The following is a 17,068-nucleotide window of genomic DNA, read 5'->3' on the forward strand; positions in this document are numbered from 1 at the left end:
GTACTGCGAAGAATGCGAAAAATGCAAGGCAGGTGCCTGTGCCATCTGATCGACTGACATCCAGGACTGGCTGACACAACAGCCGTTGCAGACTGGAGAGCGCCTGTACCTGATCGTCAGCGCAGCAAGCGATGCCGACGCGCTGAAAACCCTGTACCTGACCGAACCCACCACCCAGCTCCTGCCGATCTGGGGCGGCACGCCCTACTCCAGCTGGCAACCGGTGATGCCCTACGTCACCGAACTCAAACCGAACTCTGCATTCCTGCCGTGGATCGCTGAAACCGCCGCCCTCGACTGGGGCTGGCTGGCCATATCACGCGCCGAACCGAACGACGTGTTCGGGCACCTGCGCAGCCTTACACAGGTGAAGATGCCGGACGGGACCGAGGTGTTTTTCCGCTTCTGGGATGGGCGGCATATCTACCCGATTCTGAAGGGGCTTGGGAAGAAGGCTGGGGAAGTAATGCCGGTGTTTGAGCGGTATCTGATTAATGGGCAGACGCTGGAGGTTGGGACGCAGGTGTTGCCGAAGGTGAAGGATTGGCCGTGGTGGGAGGTGCCGAAGGACTTGCTGGATGGCTTAGCCAAGGAGAGCCCGACGACACTAATCAGCAACCTGATGCAGTGGCTGGAAGAAGATCGCCCGGATATTTACAACGCTTGGCTGAGAACAACCTGAAGCTGAAAGTCAGCCGTTTCGTGTGCCGCCCGGATGCGCCGAAAAACCTTAAAGAAGCACTGTTAAACCACCTGATTCTGGAGCAAGGCTGATGGATCGCCTTGCCACTATCGAAACTAAATTGGACTCCTTCAAAAACAACCTCAAGCTGTACCGCGAGGAAACCAAGAGCTGGTACGCACAGCTTGCTGACAAAGCTAGCCGAGCAGCTGACATGCCCGCCCTGCTTGGTATGGAGCGCGTGATCAAGGCCGGTGACTCCAGCAAGTCTGTCAGCATGAATGATGGAGATTTTTCATACGTCGCCAAGTGCCCGCTTGTAGGGCCGCTGCTGATTGAGAGCAAATTCGAAACGGTTTTCGACATTCCCATCGGCGATATCAAGGTCGATATCATTGCCGTGGATGGAGGCGCCACGTCGACGATTACCTTGGATAAACAGGGTAAAGGCAGTTTTCAGGGACTGCCTGGAAAATCCTACAAGATCCACGTCCACGATCAGGTGCCGCCTGCGCAGATCGACACTCTGTTCAAATCCTAGCGCCCTGATGACGCCTCGAAACAATCGAAGAATCCTGACGACAAAAGTGCGGCGCCGGCCCAAGACACTTGCACCAACGGCTGTCCGGTCTCGATGGTTACGGGCGAAGAATTGCTGACTCTTACCGATGGTCAACTCGATGGTCTGCTGCCGTTTGTGTGGACGCGCCTCTATCGCACCAGTGCGGTCGAGATCGACAGCCGCCTTGGGTTTGGTTGGAGTCACGCTCTTTCGCATCGACTGGATCAGGATGATGAAGGCGTCCTGTGGACAGATAACGAAAACCTAACCACTCGTTTTCCCATGCCGACGCAACAACGCCCCACCATTATCAACAGCCTGTCGAAAGCGGCCATCTACCTGGGATCGCCACCAGGCGAACTCATCCTGACGCAGGCCGGGCAAAATGCGCGCTTTTATCAATTCCGTGCGGGCCGCTTGATCACCATCAGTGACGCGTACGACAACCAGTTACAGCTGAGTTACGACTTCGCTGCCCGCATCCAGCGCATCGACAACAATGCCGGACGCTCCCTTTTAGTCCGCCACGAAGACCGTCATATCGTTGCCGTGGATTATCAGCAGCGTCGTGCTGAGTACACGGATCAGGGTCAACGACAGGATAGCTGCCACTAATGACGGGCAGCTACCGGCCAGAAGCGGACATTCACAATGCGGTCGCTACCGGCCAATCACGAACAGTCACCGGCGCACAACCAGTACTGAGGAAACGAGCTTGGCTCTCCTCTAATACATTCAGACTTATGCCATTTACTTCGACAATTTGCTTGGCCGAGTGATATTCCCTTGCACAACAATAGTGATCACCGATACGTCGGCGGGTGGCTGGGACTTTAGAATTGCGATGCCTTCTCCGGCAGGCCATGGAGCGGCAGTTTTTGTTCTGCAGTCGAGCACGCAGAGCACAGCAACACGTTTCTCCTTGGATACTGCATAACTTGCGGTTTGCTCAACATAGGCTTGGCAGTCCTCTATCACCTTGACTCCAGCTGGTAGGGACTTTAACTCGATAACGATACCGCGATAGCTGAGATCTGTGATCCCGCCTGAAGCTTTGGGATGTTCGTCAAGATCAGAGCCAATTTGAGGGTTGCGCCGAAGCTCCTTGCGAATCGCATCCTGAAACTGCGCCTCTGACCAAACACCATCGAATTCAGCGTCCTGGATGGCACGCCCCGCCACACCTCCTAAAACCTTGAGCACCTCAAGCACATCACTAAGTTCGATGCTGTTTACTAGACCATTTCGACGCAGAAAGTCCCGAATGCTCAGAATTTTCTCGTCAACTTTCGGATAGCCAGTGATGGGATTTGACCGGATATCAAGACCTTCGATGAGAAGCGTTCGGTGCCCTACGATAGCTACTGGCTGCTCTGAACTAACTGGCTCGAATGCAGCTGAGTACTTGAACTCGTAGGGCCGTGCATTCATCCCTTGCGCAAGCTGCAGGGCAGCGCGCCCCCGCTGGAAAAGTGTGTACGGTGGTTCGCCCGCAGGTTTGTCGAACACGAACTCTGAGAGGTCGTAGCTGGTACGCAGCTCCGTTGAAATAGGGGACAGTCTCAGCGTTAGTGCAGATTCGGGCCAGCGTGATACACGTACTTCTATTTCAAGGTCATGAAGCACTAATGGTGTCAGGTGGTGAATACTTCCAGCGGCCTGCCCATCAATTTGGAACTTAAGGAAAGCCACCGACAGCTCCGTGGGGAGAGGAGGACGCGTTTGCTCGTCAACGAACTGGGGCATGCTCCGAGCCCCTTTGGAAAAAGCGCCCACAGGCAAAGGTACCAAGGCGATTGCTGCACAGAGGTCTTCGAAATCGGAAAGTGACCCTACACGCGGGAGAGACTCAGCGGCTTTAACGAGCGATTGAGCAGCGGCTTGCTCGCCATATTCATTCTGCCACATGCGATATCGCTCGAAGGCGCTTCGTAAAAAACGCTCCACTCCGTCACTGGCAGCGAGCACACCTTCCCTCCATTCAGCAAGACTGGCGACAAGCCGCAGTAGGCCAGCCAAGGCGCTGTAGGTAGTTCCGTTTATCGCTCGTCCATACCGAAGTGAAGCTTCGTCCAGCTCTGCACTGATAGCTCTGAGAACCTCTGGCTCGACTGTCTTTCCAGCCCCCAACGACCTCAGTACTTCAACTGCCCGAATCCGGCTGTAGAAAGCTTGGGAGAGAATTACGTCTGCTTGCATATTGTTTTTCATCCTCCTTGAGGGTTTCTTCAAGTTGAAGCCATTCCATTTGCAGGGCTTCCTGGCGGGGGGGATCATTTGCAGCGACTGCAGCCTCAAATTGCACGGCAATCACATGAAGTCTCCGATGCCACTTGAGGCGTCTTTCCGGCGCCGTATCTGGAACAGCCTCCCAAGAGGCTTGCATTGCCGCAACAGCTTGGGGCCAAGCACCAACGCGCGACAGCAGCTCCACTACTGCCCCAACGAGCATAAAGCGTCCAGCTCGTCGCTCAATCAATTCGACTAAGTCGTCCGCCCGCTGCAGAGCTACCGCTTCTGGAATTAGATGCACGAGGCTGCTGGCTTCCTCTTCACCGTGCTCGCTCAGTTCTAGATCATCGAGCGTGTGAATCACTAAGTCAGCAAAGTTTGAGGAAGCAGCGAGCGCTTTCCCCATTCGTGAGAGGTCACGGACGTGAAGATTGGCAGGTGCTGTCATCAAGAACTTGATGAAGAGACTGCCAAGACCGTACTGAAGCTGTTCAGAGGATGCGAACCGAGATACGTGTAAGCGAATGCACCGTATCAGAAAGTTGTGCTCATCCTTTTTGCCATTGTAGTAGGGGATGAGCTGCAACAGAGCCTCCCCAGCACGTCGTTCTAGATGCTCTGGTAGATCGATGCTGGAAAGAGCGCTTACGGCCGCCTTGTGTACCATTACATACGGATCCAGCAACAATAGTACAAACGCTTCTAGTACAAGCTCAGGGAGATCGGAAATACGAGCTTTGCCTAGTTCTCCTAAAGCTTCACCTGCAGCCGCACGTTTACGAACTGAGACTCCGACCAGCGATGAATAGAGGGGAGGTAGAACAACATTTAGTGTGGAGGGGCTATCGATTAGGCATGGAGTGGCTTTGATAATTGTGGAGCTCAGTCCATCGCTTTGTTCATCGATACTGTTGAGAAATTCTACGTAAGACATAACGAGCCGTTCACTTCCCTTCGCGGCTCTGGCAGCTATCAGCGCACATAAGTCGCGGAGTTGGTAGAAGGTGGTTACTGAGTTCTGGGCCTCAAGGTACTCGTTGAAGTTGGCTGCTGGCGTGGCGATTCGCTCCGCTTCAAAAGCCTCAATGCGAGCATCTAAAACAGCCGCTGTGCCGAGTAAAGCATCAATGTTCTGCTTTCCAGCTGCGACGATTTCATCTGGCTCGTTTCTGAACACTTGAACAACGAGGCGCAGAACCTTTTGATTTGTAGACGTTCCTGCGAGCTTAAGAAGCCGCCTCAGCACCACCACATACGCGGCAACGTCAGAGGACGTCATTGCACCTCTATAGTCCTCAACGAGTCGTATTGAGTGCCGCGAAAGCTCTTCATATATCTGGGTTAAGCGCTCCTCGCCTTCAGAAGATGCGCTATCGAAAAACTCAGAGATTAATGCATCGGTATTTTCAGGCGCAGCAAGGAGGGCTTCTACGACGATACGCCTTAGGTCGCCGCACACCATTCCAAGCTCTCGATCAGAAGGATCCTTTTCAAATAACAAGTGCGCACGGGCGAGCTTTGAAATCGTTGTCCTAGCAAAGCTGGGAAGCAGTCCAGCATCATCTCTGAACAGGACGTGCAAAGCGGCTACACCCAAACGAACTGGATAGGACTGCTTCGAGTCGAGTAGGCGCTGGATTGCATTGCGGACTAACTCCGGCCAAAGTTTGTAAATTTTTTTTAGCGGTTCTGGCTTTGAGATCGGCTCATCTATAGCAAGCTGTGCTTGAGGAAGCCGGGCAAGAGCTATCAGTGCCGGTACAGCGCTCTCTACCTTCGCTGGTGCCACCGTCCCTGGGTACGCAAGGACGATATCCGCGGCGACCTCGATAGCATCGTGCTTTGCAAGGCAGTCGAATGCCGTTTCGGAAAGGCGAGCCTTGTCTGCACTGACTAGACGTAGAATCGAAAGTGCTTGCTCCTTAAAATTCATTTTGTCGGAGGTGGCAAGCTCGAAGAAGTACTCAATAATCGGAGCGATGAAGACTTCCGGAGCGAGCTTAGCTGTCTCGACGATGCGGGTCTTCACCTCATCCGATGAGCAGGCATCAAGTGTGTCGAGGTCGTCGAGAAGAGAGCAACAGGCAGCGCTCTGCCCCACTCGGAGAGCAGCCCTCTGCGCAACCCTCCCTTGATGGGCCTTTGCAGCTTGGGCTTGAGCTTTCTTTTGGGCCTCCCTTTGTCTTTCTAGAGCCCGATCTCGCTCATCAACTAGCGCCAGCAAACTGGGCATTCGAACGGCCACGCGCTTATCGCAATGAGCGCAATTCCGGTCATAGAAATCAACAGCAATGGGTTCGAGAAACCAACCTGCCATTCCAGATGCTGGCGCGTGGTCACAGTGCACGCCAAGCATTCCGAGCGGAAGCCCGGTTACTTGCGCAATCAAACCGACCCCGCCGCGGTTGACGACACGAGCGTGGGAGCAGTAGTTGTGCACAAGCTTCAGAACTTCATTGTTGCGAAGGCCTGTTCGGATCGCTTCTTCGTACTCGTCTTCGTTCATGTTCAGACGTATCCCACCTTGGGTGGATGTGTATAGGCAAGTAAATCTGCCACTGCCGCTATCAATAATGCTGGATTTCTCCGTGCAGTGTTAGTGGGACAGAATGGGCAGCGTGCGCCTGTAGTGGGGATGGCAAATTGGCTCAGAGACTGTGCACCAAGGGTGCCAGGTTAATAAACCTAGCTAACAACATTATATGTTGCGTGCTGACGGCTCTCTTTTTCATGTGGTCGAGCCTATTGTTCAAGGCCCTTGAGGATTTCCCACCAAGTCCAAGTTAATTTTTCCTAGGTTTTTAGGCGCCTCAAAAACCCCAAAATCGAGCCTAGGTAAACGACCGCTTTTGGCCGAAAGCAGACGGCCAAATAACCAGCTTCTTGGCGTCGTTGTCACGGGACAGGTCCACAGATACTTTTAGCATTCACTCAATGCAAATCCGAAGTCGTCACTGGACACTTGAGCGGCTTCGTTGAGCCGCTGGCGCAGCGCAGCCGTTAGCTGCCTCTCTACTTCCCATGGATCAGATAGAGCAGCGAGCTGTGGCGCCAATTGAGGCGACAGGCTCATCAGTGAATGATTGAGCGATCGCGCTGTTTCAAAGGCGGCTTTCTGCACAAAGCTGATTTCCACCAGTTCCCCCTGAGCCTTGCGAAACTCCATCTCGGCCATCCTCGCCAGGTAGTGCTCGCGATGCGCACGTGCTTTCTGAAAGTCCGGGGACTGCCCTTGCGCGGATTCAACGGGCGGCGGCGCAGCCATGTTAGTCGGTTCGGATTGGGCTGAGACTTGGCTGTACACATCACGCTGAAGCCGCTCCTGTTGGTGGCGGGCAGCGACGGCAGCCTTGCTTGGGTCAGCGGTATCGCGGATCAATGCTTCGGTGGCCAGCACGTCGACCTGCTTGCCGTTGGGCGACAGTACCAGTCGGCCGTTCTCTTTCAGCCAGGTGATGTAACTCGGTGACCGACCAATGTGCGCCGCGAAGGCGCTCTTCGACAGGTATGTGGCTGTGCTCATAAGCCCTCCTTTTCAGCGGCTTTTCAATGATTCCTTTCAAGATTTCAGTGGATTGAAATTTCAGTAAGCTGGCGAGCCTCCAACTAACACGATCCCGCGGGTTTCCGACCCCGTGTCCTTTGAAAGTCCTCAGGGTCCCCGGCGAGTTCTGGCTGATTCCGATCGCGACGAGGGCGTTGCGCCAAGAGCGGTGCACGGAGATCCGCCGGCTTTGGTTTCTGGCGGGAGTTGGTGATTTATCTTTGCTTCGCGGTAGATCTGCGCGGACCGAACCAACGATCACGTACCTGGTCAGCTTCATCCAGAAGCTGCGCGAGTTCATCTTCGCTGATGACTCCATTCCTTTGCAGAGCTCGGCAGTAGCCAATAGCGCCTCTGAACAGCGTCTCAAGATCACGCTCGTCTACGGCTTCAGCAAAAAGGTCAAAATTGGATCGCGCTTTAGCCAGTGCGACTGATTTGATAATGGGCATCGTTGAGGGCTCTAGATCGGGCTTTTGAACAGGCCCCGAACCGATTATTGGTACAACGCCTGTCCTTACCCTATATCAATCTTGACCACCCAAACAGTGATTGAGTCCCCATATTTCAAAAACCTATACATCTGCCGATGGTTATTTCCCTTCCTACAAAACACTAGTGTTTGCAAAGACGGACATCCCTGCGAAGGTTTCAGCTAGAGAGAATCCGCGAGTTCGATAACCCGTGTAGGGGGGCGGCCCTCAGGGAGGACCCGTAAAAATCGGCGCCCTACCCGGCCTGCCCGGCTCATGCCTTCGGCTCGGCCTCGCTAAGGTCCAGCCGCTTGGCCACCCAGCGTTCGTACAAGCCGATGGCGACATCCGCGCCGGCCATCGCGGTCAGGCAACCCAGGGCGCCCGCCGTCCAGATCGACAGGCCCGCGCCGAACAGCAACATCATTGCTGACACGCCGCAGACGATGCAGGCGCCGGACCGAAGTGCGAGGCGGCGCAGTAACGCCCAGCCCCGTGCTCCGTCCTTGTCAGCGCGCCACATTTCGCCGGACACGCCGCCAACCAGGGATAGGGCAATCACCAACCAGATCGGCATCTCTGCCAGTGCCTGTTGCTCGTTCGTCACTGCCCTGCCCCTTAAACAAAAAGACCCGGCGCATTGGCCGGGTCAGGTGGTGGGTGGCCTGCCGCGCTTTGCGGTCGCACCCATCGAAGATGGCCCCTTTTTACAGGTCGATTCTGGTGGCAGCAAGACCGTTTTAATGCCATCCGGTGAATGTGTGGCTTACGTCCGGTGAACGGCTGGCGAATGTCGGTGAATATCTCAACCCGGCTGGCTTTTGCTTTCTGGCGTCCCATGCGTCCCACCTCTCTAAAACAAGGTGGGACGTCTGAAAGCCCCGCAGGTCGGGGCTTTGCCCCACCGTCCTACTTTTCTTTCTCTTTTCTCGTGTATAGAGAGAAATTTAAAAAGCACGCGTGCGCGTAAACGCGCGTACCTGTACCCGCTACGCACACACGGGCGGGAGGCATGAAAAAGGTGGGACGGTGGGACAGCCCAACAACGACGCGGCCTGCGCCCGTCTCACCACTGTAAAAAGCAGTGGGACGGAGGCAGGCCGGTGGGACGGCGTGAGCCAGAGGGATGCCCACGATCAAGCCGCTTCCCCCAGGAGGAAGTGCTCGACCACGATGTGAGCGTCATGCAGGCGCTGGTAGTAGAGGTTGCGTGTGCAGCCACTCTCAGCCAGACGCGCAGTCAAAGGCGCATCAGGCTGGAAGTAATGCACCTGGACCACCGACATCAACTCAGGATCGAGGCGTTTCTTGACGATGCGCTCGATGTCCAGCGAGGCTTCCAGCGGCACCCTGCTCCCGCGCCTGCCGCGCACGAGCTGGCCACCGCTCTCCATCATCATGGCGACCATATTGCCGCCCGAATAACCGGCGGCGACCTCGTCGCTGTGCAGCTCCTGCGCCCATTGCTTGAGAGCCATATCGATCGCTTTAATCATCGAAGCATGGCTCCTCAAACGCGGGTTGTTCCAGCTCAGGCGCCCTGCCCCAACCCTCAGGCTTCTTGTACGCCCAAGGCCGCTGGCCGCTCTTGCTCAACGCGCCCAAACGGAACCGTCGCCATCCCAGTCGATGGAGGATCGCTCCCACGCGCATCTGCTCCGGTTTACCCCAATGACCGGGATCGAGCTTGAGCGCCTGACTCATCACCTCACTGCCGGTGGTGGTCTCGCCGATCTGCGACTCTTCGAGCCAGGTCAGGATGGGCGTTTCCCATTCGTCCACCACAAAGCGTTCGTCCTGCTCCTCGCTGAACATCGGCGCTTCCTCTCGCGTGACCCACCAGAGATCGCCGGCCTCAAAACAGAACATTGCTTCGGCCCACAGCTGGTCGCGGATCTCGCGCAGCAACGCCACATCGACCTTGGTACAGGCCACCGGCCAATAGCGACGGTTGCCGGTGGCGTCCTTAAGGTACTCGTCCTGGTTGGTGGTACCGACGAACACACACTGGCGTGGCACGTCCAGGGTTCTGCGGCCATAGCTTTCGCGGTAGGTGTCGGTCGACGCGGAGAAGAACTGCTTGGCCTTGGTGCTCTCGGCCTTGTTGAAGCTGTCCAGCTCGCCCAGCTCGACGATCCACTTGCCACGTATCGCCTGAAAGCCGTCCTTGTCGCCAAGGGCAAACGGCGTGTCCATGAACCACTCACCGCCGAGCACGCTCATGGCGGTCGACTTACCGGCGCCTTGTACACCTTCGAGGATCATCACCGAGTCAGCCTTGCAGCCGGGTTTCATCACCCGCGCCACGGCCGAGATCATCCAGCGCTTGCCGACCTTGGAGGTGTAGTCGGTTGCTTTCACCCCCATGACATCGGTCAACCAACGCTCCAGGCGCGGCACGCGATCCCATTCGAGTTTTTTCAGGTACTCACGCACTGGGTGAAACGCGTGGTCGTGGGCCACGACGCTGACCGCTTCGATCACGTGCGAGGATTTCACACGCAGGTTGTACTGCTGCGCGAGCCACTTCATGACGCGCACGTCGTCGATGTCGGCCCACTCCCCGGTGCCACCGCCATAAGGCGCCGCACGCAGCTTGACGATCTTCGAGCTGAAAGCGCAGTAGCTGATCACCCCGGCCCAGCGCTCGTCGTGAGCGAGGATCAGTTCGACGTTCTGCATGTGCGCGATCAAGGCGCCGCTTTCACTGCGGGCCAGTTGATCTTTCCAGCCACCGGCGGCCGGCGGGCGGACCACGGCCAGCACCTGACGGCGAACCGCGTCGAGGCCTTCAGCGACGTGCAGGTCGTTGAAGTCGGTCCACTTGTCATGACGCTCGACAGAGAAGATCGGCGCAACGACCTGGGCACCGACGATCAACGCAGCATTGCTCGCTTTCTCCTCGCCAGGGTTCCAGGCATCGCCGTTGGGCTTGGTGGTCTTCCAGTCGTCATCGCGGCAGATGATCAGCGGGCAGCCGGCAAAGCGCTCACGCATGACCTTGCACACGGCCAACAGGTTGCCCGCATCGAAGGCCACGGCCACGGCGAGCGACGTCGCCATGTGCAGGCTGGCGCCGGTGGCGTAGCCCTCACAGACCAGCACCGGTTCGCCCGGTACCGGATGCGGGCCGAGCAGGTGGAAGGTGCCCTCCTTCGCCATGCCGTAGGGCCAATAGGATTTGTCTCGGCCGGTGTCTTCTTGCTTGTTCGGGAAGATCACCTGAAGGCCCATGATCTGATCACGGGCGTTCTTCATTGGGACCAACACGGCGCCGGTGCGTGGCGCGTAACGCACATTGATACCAGCGATCTGCTTGCGGTCCAGGTAGTCGCTGCGCCCGGTGGTCGGCATGCGCTCGAACAAACCCTGCGCCCTTTTCGCGGCCCGCCGCGCAGCGTTGTTCGCGATTTCGGCGGCGCGGCGTTTGGCTTCTTCCTGGCGGGCGCGCATCACTTCGCGCTCTTCCGGCGACATGCGACCGGCCTTGACCTTGATCTTCTGTGTCTCGCCCGAACGCCAGTCACCGAAAGCGCCGAAGATCAGCGTGTCGCCCTTCTCCGTGCGCTGCTCGTGGACCACGTACCAGCCGTTCTTTTCCTTGCCCTTGTCCTGCGCTGTCTTGCAGCGGGTCAGCTTGCCGAACACCAGCGGCTGCGCTGGCTCCAGACCGTAATCGGCGAATTGCCCCAATACCTCATCGAGCATGCTGAATCCCCCGCTCAGAGAGGGACTGGCAGCTGATGCACTGCGAGCAACCCGGTTGGGCCAAGCGGCGCGCTTCCGGGATCGGATCGTCACAGACTTCACAGAACAGCAAGGAATGGGCAACACTTTCTGCTTTGGCAGCGCTGCGCGCCGCCATGGCCTGATCGATGCGTTCCTGCACCAAGTCGTTGGCGAAATCGGCGATGTCAGCCACGGTCAGCACCTCGCGTCGTCTGGTTGACGTAGGTGGCGCGGTTGAACAACCCCAGCAGCCCTTGAATGCCCCGGAACACCTGCAGGCGAATCGCAGCCAGTTCCTGATCAGTCACCACACCGTCGCCGATGCTTTTGGCCCAGGTTTCGGCCAGATCCGCGACCTGACGGAAGTATTCAGCAATCCCTGTGGTCAAGGTCTCGGGCATGTCGTTGGTGTAGGTGTCCGCCAGCTCCTGCCAGATCGTGTCACCGACCAGCGCATGCACCGCATCGAGAATGCGGCGGTCCTTGGTCAGTTCGAGGATCTCACCGAACTCCTGAATGTTGATGGAGTGGCTCGGGTGGGTCGGCGACAGTTTGTGTTGCAGCGTGGTCGGGTTACGGCCGGTGGTGGCTGCGATGGCAGCAGCTCCGCCCGGATAATCGCGGGCAGCGTGGTACAGCGCTAAATCGAGCGGCAGGATTTCCCGCTGCGCCCGTTCCAGAGAACTGAGAGCGATTCGGCTCATGGCATTAATCCTAAAAGTTGCCAGTGCCGCGCGACAGAAGTTGGTGATACATTTGCCGCGTGGTCTGGAGAGGCCCAAAGCCGGCTAGGTTCGTAAGACCAACACCGGCACCGTGCCGGGGCGAACAATCCGTTGTTCACCCCTGGCGCAACAGCTGCCAGCTCTGTGGTAAGAACGGCAGCAACACCAAGGCTTCCGAGCCTTGGAAACGCGATGAAGGTCGGCGGCATGTGGTGTGCTCGCCTGCTGACATCGCAACCCGACCGCATTGTGGTGATGCTGTCGGGAGAAACTGGGCGACCCTAGGGTCGCCTTTTTTCTATGCAGCGTTTTCTACTCTGTGATTAGCTGGTGCCTGCATTCGCAGATATTGCCAATCAATGTCTGGCCTTAACGACTCACACGTCACACGACTGCCGCTATGCCGATCAATCGAAATGGATAAAGCTGCGTTCGCTCGACGATTGCCATAAGCAACCTGCTTTAATTGGCCGACTGAGGTATTACATCGAGAGGCAAAGGTCTTGAGCTTTGCGTCGTCTAGGATCTTTATGTATTCGAGAAGCGTCATTGCTAACCCCCTATTCAACACAAGATTAGCAACTGCTAATCCGGTCCGCAATAGCAAAACGTAATTTACATTTTGCTAACGGAGCACGGATGATTCCCTATATGAATATCTACGAAAAACGCCTCACGATTCTTAAAGCCCTGATTGGTGAAAACCAACTCAAGGACTTTGCCGGAGCGCATGCCGATGTGGACGCTTCGTACATTTCTCAGATCCTGAACGGGCACCGGACATTGGGTGACCGAGCTGCCACGAACCTTGCAAAAAAGCTCGCAATTCCTGCTGATTTGCTTACGACGGGAACCTACTCCGCCGAAGACCAGCATCAAATCACCGCCGCGTGGATCGCTCTTGGCCTCAAGCCTCCAGTTTTGCCCCACCCAGCATTCTTCAATGCAACCATCAACGAAACCGCCCTTAGAACAGCGGAAGAGCGGGAAGCAAGCGAGCACCGGCGCCCTGCACCAGTACCCGTAGTAGGAAAGGCTATGTTGGGTACCGATGGCTACTTCGACGCACTTGAATATCCTCCAGGTCATGGCGATGGATACTTGGAAATTATCAGTTCCGATCCCGATGCATATGGCTTGAAAGTCGTGGGAAGCAGCATGCATCCACGCATCAAAAACGGGGAGTTTGTGCTCATTGAGCCGAATCATGGTTATCAGACTGGCGATGAGGTCCTCGTGCGGACCACCGATGGTAGGGCAATGGTGAAAGAGTTCATTTATCGTCGGGACGGTCAACTCCGGTTCGATAGCATCAACGACAGCTACCCTCCTATCTTCCTGGAAGAAAAGCTGGTCGAGAAAATCCATTACGTAGGGGCTATTTTGAAGCCTTCAAAGTATCTTGAGATCTGAAATTTAGCATTTGCTATTGCGAAACAGATTAGCTGTTGCTAATTTGCACTCACTCTTTGACCACAGAGCGAGGCAAATTCATGCATACCAAAGCTACGATTCATCTGCACCCAACCATCGCTGACCCCTGCCGCATTTTCGAGGTTCGTCGTCTGGCCCGAGAATGTGGCTGCGCTTTTATAAGCATCACAACCTCCAAAAAACGTCGCCCTCCTGCCAAGCGTTTCGACCCAAACGGCGGAGGGCACGCGGCATGATCAAGTACAAGATCGACAACCGCACCCTGCAGTTGCTCAACGCCCAGGTCAACCTCACCGAGACCTTCAACCACGTCCTGCGCACAGCACCGAAGCGTGAATGCCTGGCATTCCGTCTCAAGGCTGAGCGCGGCACAGTGGAAAGTACTTTTGTCGTTGAACTGGGCAGCGAACGCCACACGCTGACCCTGCAGAACGACAAGAAGATGCACCTCAAACTCGCCGACTTCATCGAAGAGATTGCCAACGGTCCGTTCGACGTGAGCAACTCCAGCGACCTGGTGCATCTTCCGCATGCCGATCGTCAATACGGCCGTTTTGATGTCCAGGACAAGCAGCGCGTGTTCGAACTGGTGCACACCGGCGGCGTGCTGAGCCTCGACATGGGTTTTGAACTTCCCCTTCATGTGGCGCTGCATCGCACCCATTCACGTCGGGGCGTCACCGCCATCTTGAGCATCGGCAACAAGAGCCCGCATACGCGTTGCTTCACCCTGTACGACCCCGATGCCGAGATCTACGCAAAGCTCATTGAGTCCATCAACCACCTTGCTGCAGCGGCCACTCCTGCTGCGCATGCTGCTTGAGGAACCGTTTATGGAACGCACCCTAGCCCAAGCAGCCACTCAACTCGGCCTCACTCGCCCCAAACTGATCGCGCTCATGCGGGAGAAAGGTTTGCTCAAGGGAAACCTACCGGCAGATCTAAAGCGCGACAAGGAGTACCTGCGGGTCAAGGACAGCCCCTGGTATGACGAGAAACACGGAATGCAGTACAGCCAGTCGACTCGGGTGAAGCAGGCCGGTATCCGTTGGCTGGCCGAGCAGTTGGACATCGATCTTCCTGCCATCCCGGCAGATCGCCGTGACGTGGCCTAGGGAGTACGCCCGCCAGATCATTGCCATGCGCACACGTGAGGAGCGCAACGCCGCGCTCCTCGAAGTGCCCGAACATCTGCGCGAGCTGACCAGACGCCACTGCCTGAACGCCTGGAACCACCCGGCACGACAACAACGCAAGGAGGCTCGACAAGGCCATGAGTAACGCTGCACAGAATCCGCTTCGCCTGCATCCGGCGCCCGAATCGGCCACCGTTGAACTGCTCTACCGAATCTTCGGTGACGTCCTGATCCCGCTGGAAAAAGTCCGCGAGCAGTACTTTCGCAATCTCAACGAGCAGTCGTTCGTGACGGAGATCAACAGCGGCCGGATCCAGCTTCCGATCACCACGCTGGACACCAGCCGCAAGGCGCTGAAGTACGCGCACATCCGCCACGTCGCCTCGCTGATCGATATCCGCGCCTACAAAGCGGATGAAGAAATGCAGCGACAGCACGACGGCCAACGCACTGTTGCCCCCACACCCCTGACGGCTGTCACCACCAGCCAACGACAATCCCAGGAGCACACCACATGATGACCCCAATACAAATCGGTGCACTCGTCACCCTGATAGTTCTGGCCGCCCTGCTGCTCTGGGGCGGTTACATCATGGGCCGCAGCGATGGCCTGGAGACAGGCCTGCACGAAGGTGTAGACACCCAGCGCGCCGCAAGCGCCAAAACCATCCGCGAGCTCCAGGCCTCCCTGCAGTTCATCCGGGCCGATCACACGCGCTTGGCACACGCCTGCAAACGATTTGAAGCAGGTCCGCTCTTCGGCCCGGCCGAGCACCAGACGCTGGTCGATATCGGCGAGCTGCTGCGGATCGCCGCCGAGACCTTCAGCGCCTTTCGTACCGGCAAGAAGCTAGAGCGTGATGCCCGATCGCTGCGCGAACAGGCGCTTGCAATGGCTGCGCAGCTGTACCCAGGAACCGAGGGTGGCAAGGCCGCAATGCAAGCGCATTCGAAGCGCTCTGCATTTCCTAGCAAGGAGCCAGCATGAGTATTCAATTTCTTAGCCATGATCAAGTCTGCGAACTGACTGGAGCTAAAACTAAAGCCGGTCAGATTATGGTGCTGAAGCGCAATGGCATTCGCCATACCATCAAGCGCAACGGCTGGCCTTGCGTGATTGCGTCCGCGTTGACAGGAGCAACTACCAACGCGGCCGAAACTCCAACGTGGCAGCCGCGCCTGGTGGGATGAATGGGACGAAGACCAACAAAGCCGGGGAGCATTCCTCGCCTGCGCGAGAGAAAACGCGGCAACACAACCTATTACCTTTACGACACTGGCGGGAAACCACGCAAGGAAATCCCGCTAGGTACGGATTACGGCCTGGCCATCTTAGAGTACGCAAAGCTCGAAAAAAGCCGCGTCTCTCAAGCCCTGACACAAACCGTACTTACCTTTGCTTACGTAGCCGAGCTTTATATGAATGAGGTGGTTCCCACAAAAGCCCACGCCACCCAAAAAGACAACGCGCGCGAACTCAAAAACCTTCTTCTGTTCTTCAACGACCCGCCCGCCCCTCTAGAAGCCATCGAACCGAAACATGTCAGCCAGTACCTTCGTCATCGTGGCAAGACAGCACCTATTCGCGCGAATCGGGAGAAGGCATTACTCAGCTCCATCTGGAACTTTGCTCGCGAGAATGGCTATACATCCTTGGCAAATCCTTGCTCAGGCGTGAAAGGTAATAAAGAAACCGGTCGCGACATATATGTTGAAGACGACGTACTTGCGAGAGCCTACCGACATGCCGATCAGCCATTGAGGGACGCTTTGGACCTTTTCTACCTAACAGGCCAGAGGATCGCAGACACATTGAAGATGGATGAGCGAGACATAAAAGACGGAAAGCTCTCCGTTCAGCAAGGCAAGACCGGGGCTAAACGAAGGATCGAGATCATTGGTGAGCTCAAAGTCGTAATCGATCGAATCATGACACGAAAGGCTGGACACAAAATCAGATCAACACGTCTGGTAGTAATCGACTCTGGGCAGCCAATGACGACCAGCATGCTCAGGAAGCGGTTTGATGACGCCAGGGAAGCAGCTGGTATTCCAAAAGCAGAATTTCAGATGCGCGACCTAAGAGCAAAAGCGGCGACGGATAAGGAGGAGTCAACAGGGAGCATCCGAGAAGCTAGGGACCAGCTAGGACATACAACCGTTGGGATGACAGAACAGTACATCCGAATGCGCAAGGGGATGAAGGTTACCCCTACGAAGTGACTGACGGTCACGAATTGCGGAAAAGATTTTTTTATTGCGGAAAAAAGAACTAAGGGCTTGCATGAGGTATCTCATGCAAGCCCTTGATATTCATGGTGCCCGAAGCCGGAATCGAACCGGCACGCCCTTACGAGCGGGGGATTTTAAGTCCCATGCGTCTACCAGTTTCGCCATTCGGGCGGTAGCGCTGTTGTAGTGCTCAAATCAGTCGACCAGAGAATCTGTCTGAGTTGAGCCTTTGAAGCAGAGCGGGAAATATATACATCACGTCCCGGTGAAGCAAGTTCACAGTGGCTGATTTCAAGACTTAATCTTGCAGCGCACTGAA

18 protein-coding genes, 1 tRNA gene and 2 pseudogenes are annotated in these 17,068 nt (G+C 56.3%); 10 read left to right on the plus strand and 11 right to left on the minus strand.

The annotated features are described in order from the left end of the window. Positions 1 to 38 precede the first annotated feature (38 nt). Both AC3WMV_RS04145 and AC3WMV_RS04150 read left to right on the plus strand, forming a co-directional pair. Positions 39 to 774, plus strand: a pseudogene (locus tag AC3WMV_RS04145) (DUF4123 domain-containing protein). Further along, positions 774 to 1,847, plus strand: a pseudogene (locus AC3WMV_RS04150) (DUF6531 domain-containing protein); the annotation flags it as partial. The pseudogenes AC3WMV_RS04145 and AC3WMV_RS04150, both read left to right, overlap by 1 nt. 147 nt (positions 1,848 to 1,994) lie before the next feature. On the opposite strand, the gene AC3WMV_RS04155 reads toward AC3WMV_RS04150, so the two are convergent. The 10 genes from AC3WMV_RS04155 to AC3WMV_RS04200 form a co-directional block, all read right to left on the minus strand. Further along, positions 1,995 to 3,212: a hypothetical protein gene (locus AC3WMV_RS04155; protein ID WP_146038470.1), complete on the minus strand. Its 1,218-nt coding sequence runs from the start codon at positions 3,210 to 3,212 to the stop codon at positions 1,995 to 1,997. Positions 3,213 to 3,387: 175 nt separating this feature from the next. After that, entirely contained in the window at positions 3,388 to 5,982 is a 2,595-nt protein-coding gene (locus tag AC3WMV_RS04160; protein WP_103366967.1) for a hypothetical protein, read from the minus strand. Between the two features lie 414 nt (positions 5,983 to 6,396). Continuing rightward, positions 6,397 to 6,999: a terminase small subunit gene (locus tag AC3WMV_RS04165; protein ID WP_103366966.1), complete on the minus strand. Its 603-nt coding sequence runs from the start codon at positions 6,997 to 6,999 to the stop codon at positions 6,397 to 6,399. A 236-nt stretch (positions 7,000 to 7,235) separates the two neighbouring features. Next, positions 7,236 to 7,472: a hypothetical protein gene (locus AC3WMV_RS04170; RefSeq protein WP_146038469.1), complete on the minus strand. Its 237-nt coding sequence runs from the start codon at positions 7,470 to 7,472 to the stop codon at positions 7,236 to 7,238. A gap of 295 nt (positions 7,473 to 7,767) precedes the next feature. After that, a complete protein-coding gene (locus AC3WMV_RS04175) occupies positions 7,768 to 8,100 on the minus strand; it encodes a phage holin family protein (protein WP_008080174.1) in 333 nt (110 codons plus the stop codon). Positions 8,101 to 8,629: 529 nt separating this feature from the next. Continuing rightward, entirely contained in the window at positions 8,630 to 8,989 is a 360-nt protein-coding gene (locus tag AC3WMV_RS04180; RefSeq protein ID WP_103366964.1) for a PA0613 family protein, read from the minus strand. Further along, complete coding sequence (locus AC3WMV_RS04185; RefSeq protein ID WP_103366963.1) at positions 8,982 to 11,201, minus strand: VapE domain-containing protein; 2,220 nt, start codon at positions 11,199 to 11,201, stop codon at positions 8,982 to 8,984. The genes AC3WMV_RS04180 and AC3WMV_RS04185 overlap by 8 nt, the downstream gene beginning before the upstream one ends. Next, complete coding sequence (locus AC3WMV_RS04190; RefSeq protein WP_103367202.1) at positions 11,191 to 11,415, minus strand: TraR/DksA family transcriptional regulator; 225 nt, start codon at positions 11,413 to 11,415, stop codon at positions 11,191 to 11,193. Before AC3WMV_RS04190 ends, AC3WMV_RS04185 begins: the two co-directional genes overlap by 11 nt. Continuing rightward, positions 11,408 to 11,926: a phage regulatory CII family protein gene (locus AC3WMV_RS04195; protein WP_009049401.1), complete on the minus strand. Its 519-nt coding sequence runs from the start codon at positions 11,924 to 11,926 to the stop codon at positions 11,408 to 11,410. The genes AC3WMV_RS04190 and AC3WMV_RS04195 overlap by 8 nt, the downstream gene beginning before the upstream one ends. Positions 11,927 to 12,245: 319 nt before the next feature. Continuing rightward, positions 12,246 to 12,497, minus strand: a complete 252-nt coding sequence (locus AC3WMV_RS04200) for a transcriptional regulator (protein ID WP_103366962.1) — start codon at positions 12,495 to 12,497, stop codon at positions 12,246 to 12,248. 101 nt (positions 12,498 to 12,598) lie between these two features. Here AC3WMV_RS04200 and AC3WMV_RS04205 point away from each other — a divergent pair, with 101 nt between their 5' ends. From AC3WMV_RS04205 to AC3WMV_RS04240, 8 genes are all read left to right on the plus strand, one after another. Further along, complete coding sequence (locus AC3WMV_RS04205; RefSeq protein ID WP_103367201.1) at positions 12,599 to 13,360, plus strand: S24 family peptidase; 762 nt, start codon at positions 12,599 to 12,601, stop codon at positions 13,358 to 13,360. Positions 13,361 to 13,613: 253 nt separating this feature from the next. Then, the gene (locus AC3WMV_RS04210) at positions 13,614 to 14,204 is read left to right on the plus strand and encodes a hypothetical protein (RefSeq protein WP_103366961.1); all 591 of its coding nucleotides are present in this window, start codon (positions 13,614 to 13,616) and stop codon (positions 14,202 to 14,204) included. A 10-nt stretch (positions 14,205 to 14,214) separates the two neighbouring features. Further along, the gene (locus tag AC3WMV_RS04215) at positions 14,215 to 14,496 is read left to right on the plus strand and encodes a phage antirepressor KilAC domain-containing protein (protein ID WP_103366960.1); all 282 of its coding nucleotides are present in this window, start codon (positions 14,215 to 14,217) and stop codon (positions 14,494 to 14,496) included. Positions 14,497 to 14,521: 25 nt separating this feature from the next. Continuing rightward, the gene (locus tag AC3WMV_RS04220) at positions 14,522 to 14,662 is read left to right on the plus strand and encodes a hypothetical protein (protein WP_164486587.1); all 141 of its coding nucleotides are present in this window, start codon (positions 14,522 to 14,524) and stop codon (positions 14,660 to 14,662) included. Then, positions 14,655 to 15,035: a pyocin activator PrtN family protein gene (locus AC3WMV_RS04225; protein ID WP_103366959.1), complete on the plus strand. Its 381-nt coding sequence runs from the start codon at positions 14,655 to 14,657 to the stop codon at positions 15,033 to 15,035. The genes AC3WMV_RS04220 and AC3WMV_RS04225 overlap by 8 nt, the downstream gene beginning before the upstream one ends. Next, positions 15,032 to 15,505: a hypothetical protein gene (locus AC3WMV_RS04230; RefSeq protein WP_103366958.1), complete on the plus strand. Its 474-nt coding sequence runs from the start codon at positions 15,032 to 15,034 to the stop codon at positions 15,503 to 15,505. Before AC3WMV_RS04225 ends, AC3WMV_RS04230 begins: the two co-directional genes overlap by 4 nt. Then, the gene (locus AC3WMV_RS04235; RefSeq protein WP_103366957.1) at positions 15,502 to 15,708 is read left to right on the plus strand and encodes a DUF4224 domain-containing protein; all 207 of its coding nucleotides are present in this window, start codon (positions 15,502 to 15,504) and stop codon (positions 15,706 to 15,708) included. The genes AC3WMV_RS04230 and AC3WMV_RS04235 overlap by 4 nt, the downstream gene beginning before the upstream one ends. Further along, the gene (locus AC3WMV_RS04240) at positions 15,709 to 16,740 is read left to right on the plus strand and encodes a site-specific integrase (RefSeq protein WP_056785472.1); all 1,032 of its coding nucleotides are present in this window, start codon (positions 15,709 to 15,711) and stop codon (positions 16,738 to 16,740) included. It abuts the gene before it with no gap. A gap of 93 nt (positions 16,741 to 16,833) precedes the next feature. On the opposite strand, the gene AC3WMV_RS04245 is transcribed toward AC3WMV_RS04240, so the two are convergent. After that, a tRNA-Leu gene (locus tag AC3WMV_RS04245) sits at positions 16,834 to 16,920 on the minus strand. Between the last annotated feature and the right edge of the window lie 148 nt (positions 16,921 to 17,068).

Source organism: Pseudomonas sp. FW305-3-2-15-E-TSA4 (assembly GCF_058787295.1).

Excerpts from the sequence above, each read along its gene's own strand:
- AC3WMV_RS04220 (WP_164486587.1), top strand. The coding sequence starts at position 14,522 with ATGCGCACACGTGAGGAGCGCAACGCCGCGCTCCTCGAAGTGCCCGAA.
- AC3WMV_RS04215 (WP_103366960.1), top strand. The coding sequence starts at position 14,215 with ATGGAACGCACCCTAGCCCAAGCAGCCACTCAACTCGGCCTCACTCGC.
- AC3WMV_RS04170 (WP_146038469.1), bottom strand. The coding sequence starts at position 7,472 with ATGCCCATTATCAAATCAGTCGCACTGGCTAAAGCGCGATCCAATTTT.
- AC3WMV_RS04205 (WP_103367201.1), top strand. The coding sequence starts at position 12,599 with ATGAATATCTACGAAAAACGCCTCACGATTCTTAAAGCCCTGATTGGT.
- AC3WMV_RS04185 (WP_103366963.1), bottom strand. The coding sequence starts at position 11,201 with ATGCTCGATGAGGTATTGGGGCAATTCGCCGATTACGGTCTGGAGCCA.
- AC3WMV_RS04180 (WP_103366964.1), bottom strand. The coding sequence starts at position 8,989 with ATGATTAAAGCGATCGATATGGCTCTCAAGCAATGGGCGCAGGAGCTG.
- AC3WMV_RS04200 (WP_103366962.1), bottom strand. The coding sequence starts at position 12,497 with ATGACGCTTCTCGAATACATAAAGATCCTAGACGACGCAAAGCTCAAG.
- AC3WMV_RS04230 (WP_103366958.1), top strand. The coding sequence starts at position 15,032 with ATGATGACCCCAATACAAATCGGTGCACTCGTCACCCTGATAGTTCTG.
- AC3WMV_RS04160 (WP_103366967.1), bottom strand. The coding sequence starts at position 5,982 with ATGAACGAAGACGAGTACGAAGAAGCGATCCGAACAGGCCTTCGCAAC.
- AC3WMV_RS04195 (WP_009049401.1), bottom strand. The coding sequence starts at position 11,926 with ATGAGCCGAATCGCTCTCAGTTCTCTGGAACGGGCGCAGCGGGAAATC.
- AC3WMV_RS04235 (WP_103366957.1), top strand. The coding sequence starts at position 15,502 with ATGAGTATTCAATTTCTTAGCCATGATCAAGTCTGCGAACTGACTGGA.
- AC3WMV_RS04165 (WP_103366966.1), bottom strand. The coding sequence starts at position 6,999 with ATGAGCACAGCCACATACCTGTCGAAGAGCGCCTTCGCGGCGCACATT.
- AC3WMV_RS04210 (WP_103366961.1), top strand. The coding sequence starts at position 13,614 with ATGATCAAGTACAAGATCGACAACCGCACCCTGCAGTTGCTCAACGCC.
- AC3WMV_RS04240 (WP_056785472.1), top strand. The coding sequence starts at position 15,709 with ATGGGACGAAGACCAACAAAGCCGGGGAGCATTCCTCGCCTGCGCGAG.
- AC3WMV_RS04225 (WP_103366959.1), top strand. The coding sequence starts at position 14,655 with ATGAGTAACGCTGCACAGAATCCGCTTCGCCTGCATCCGGCGCCCGAA.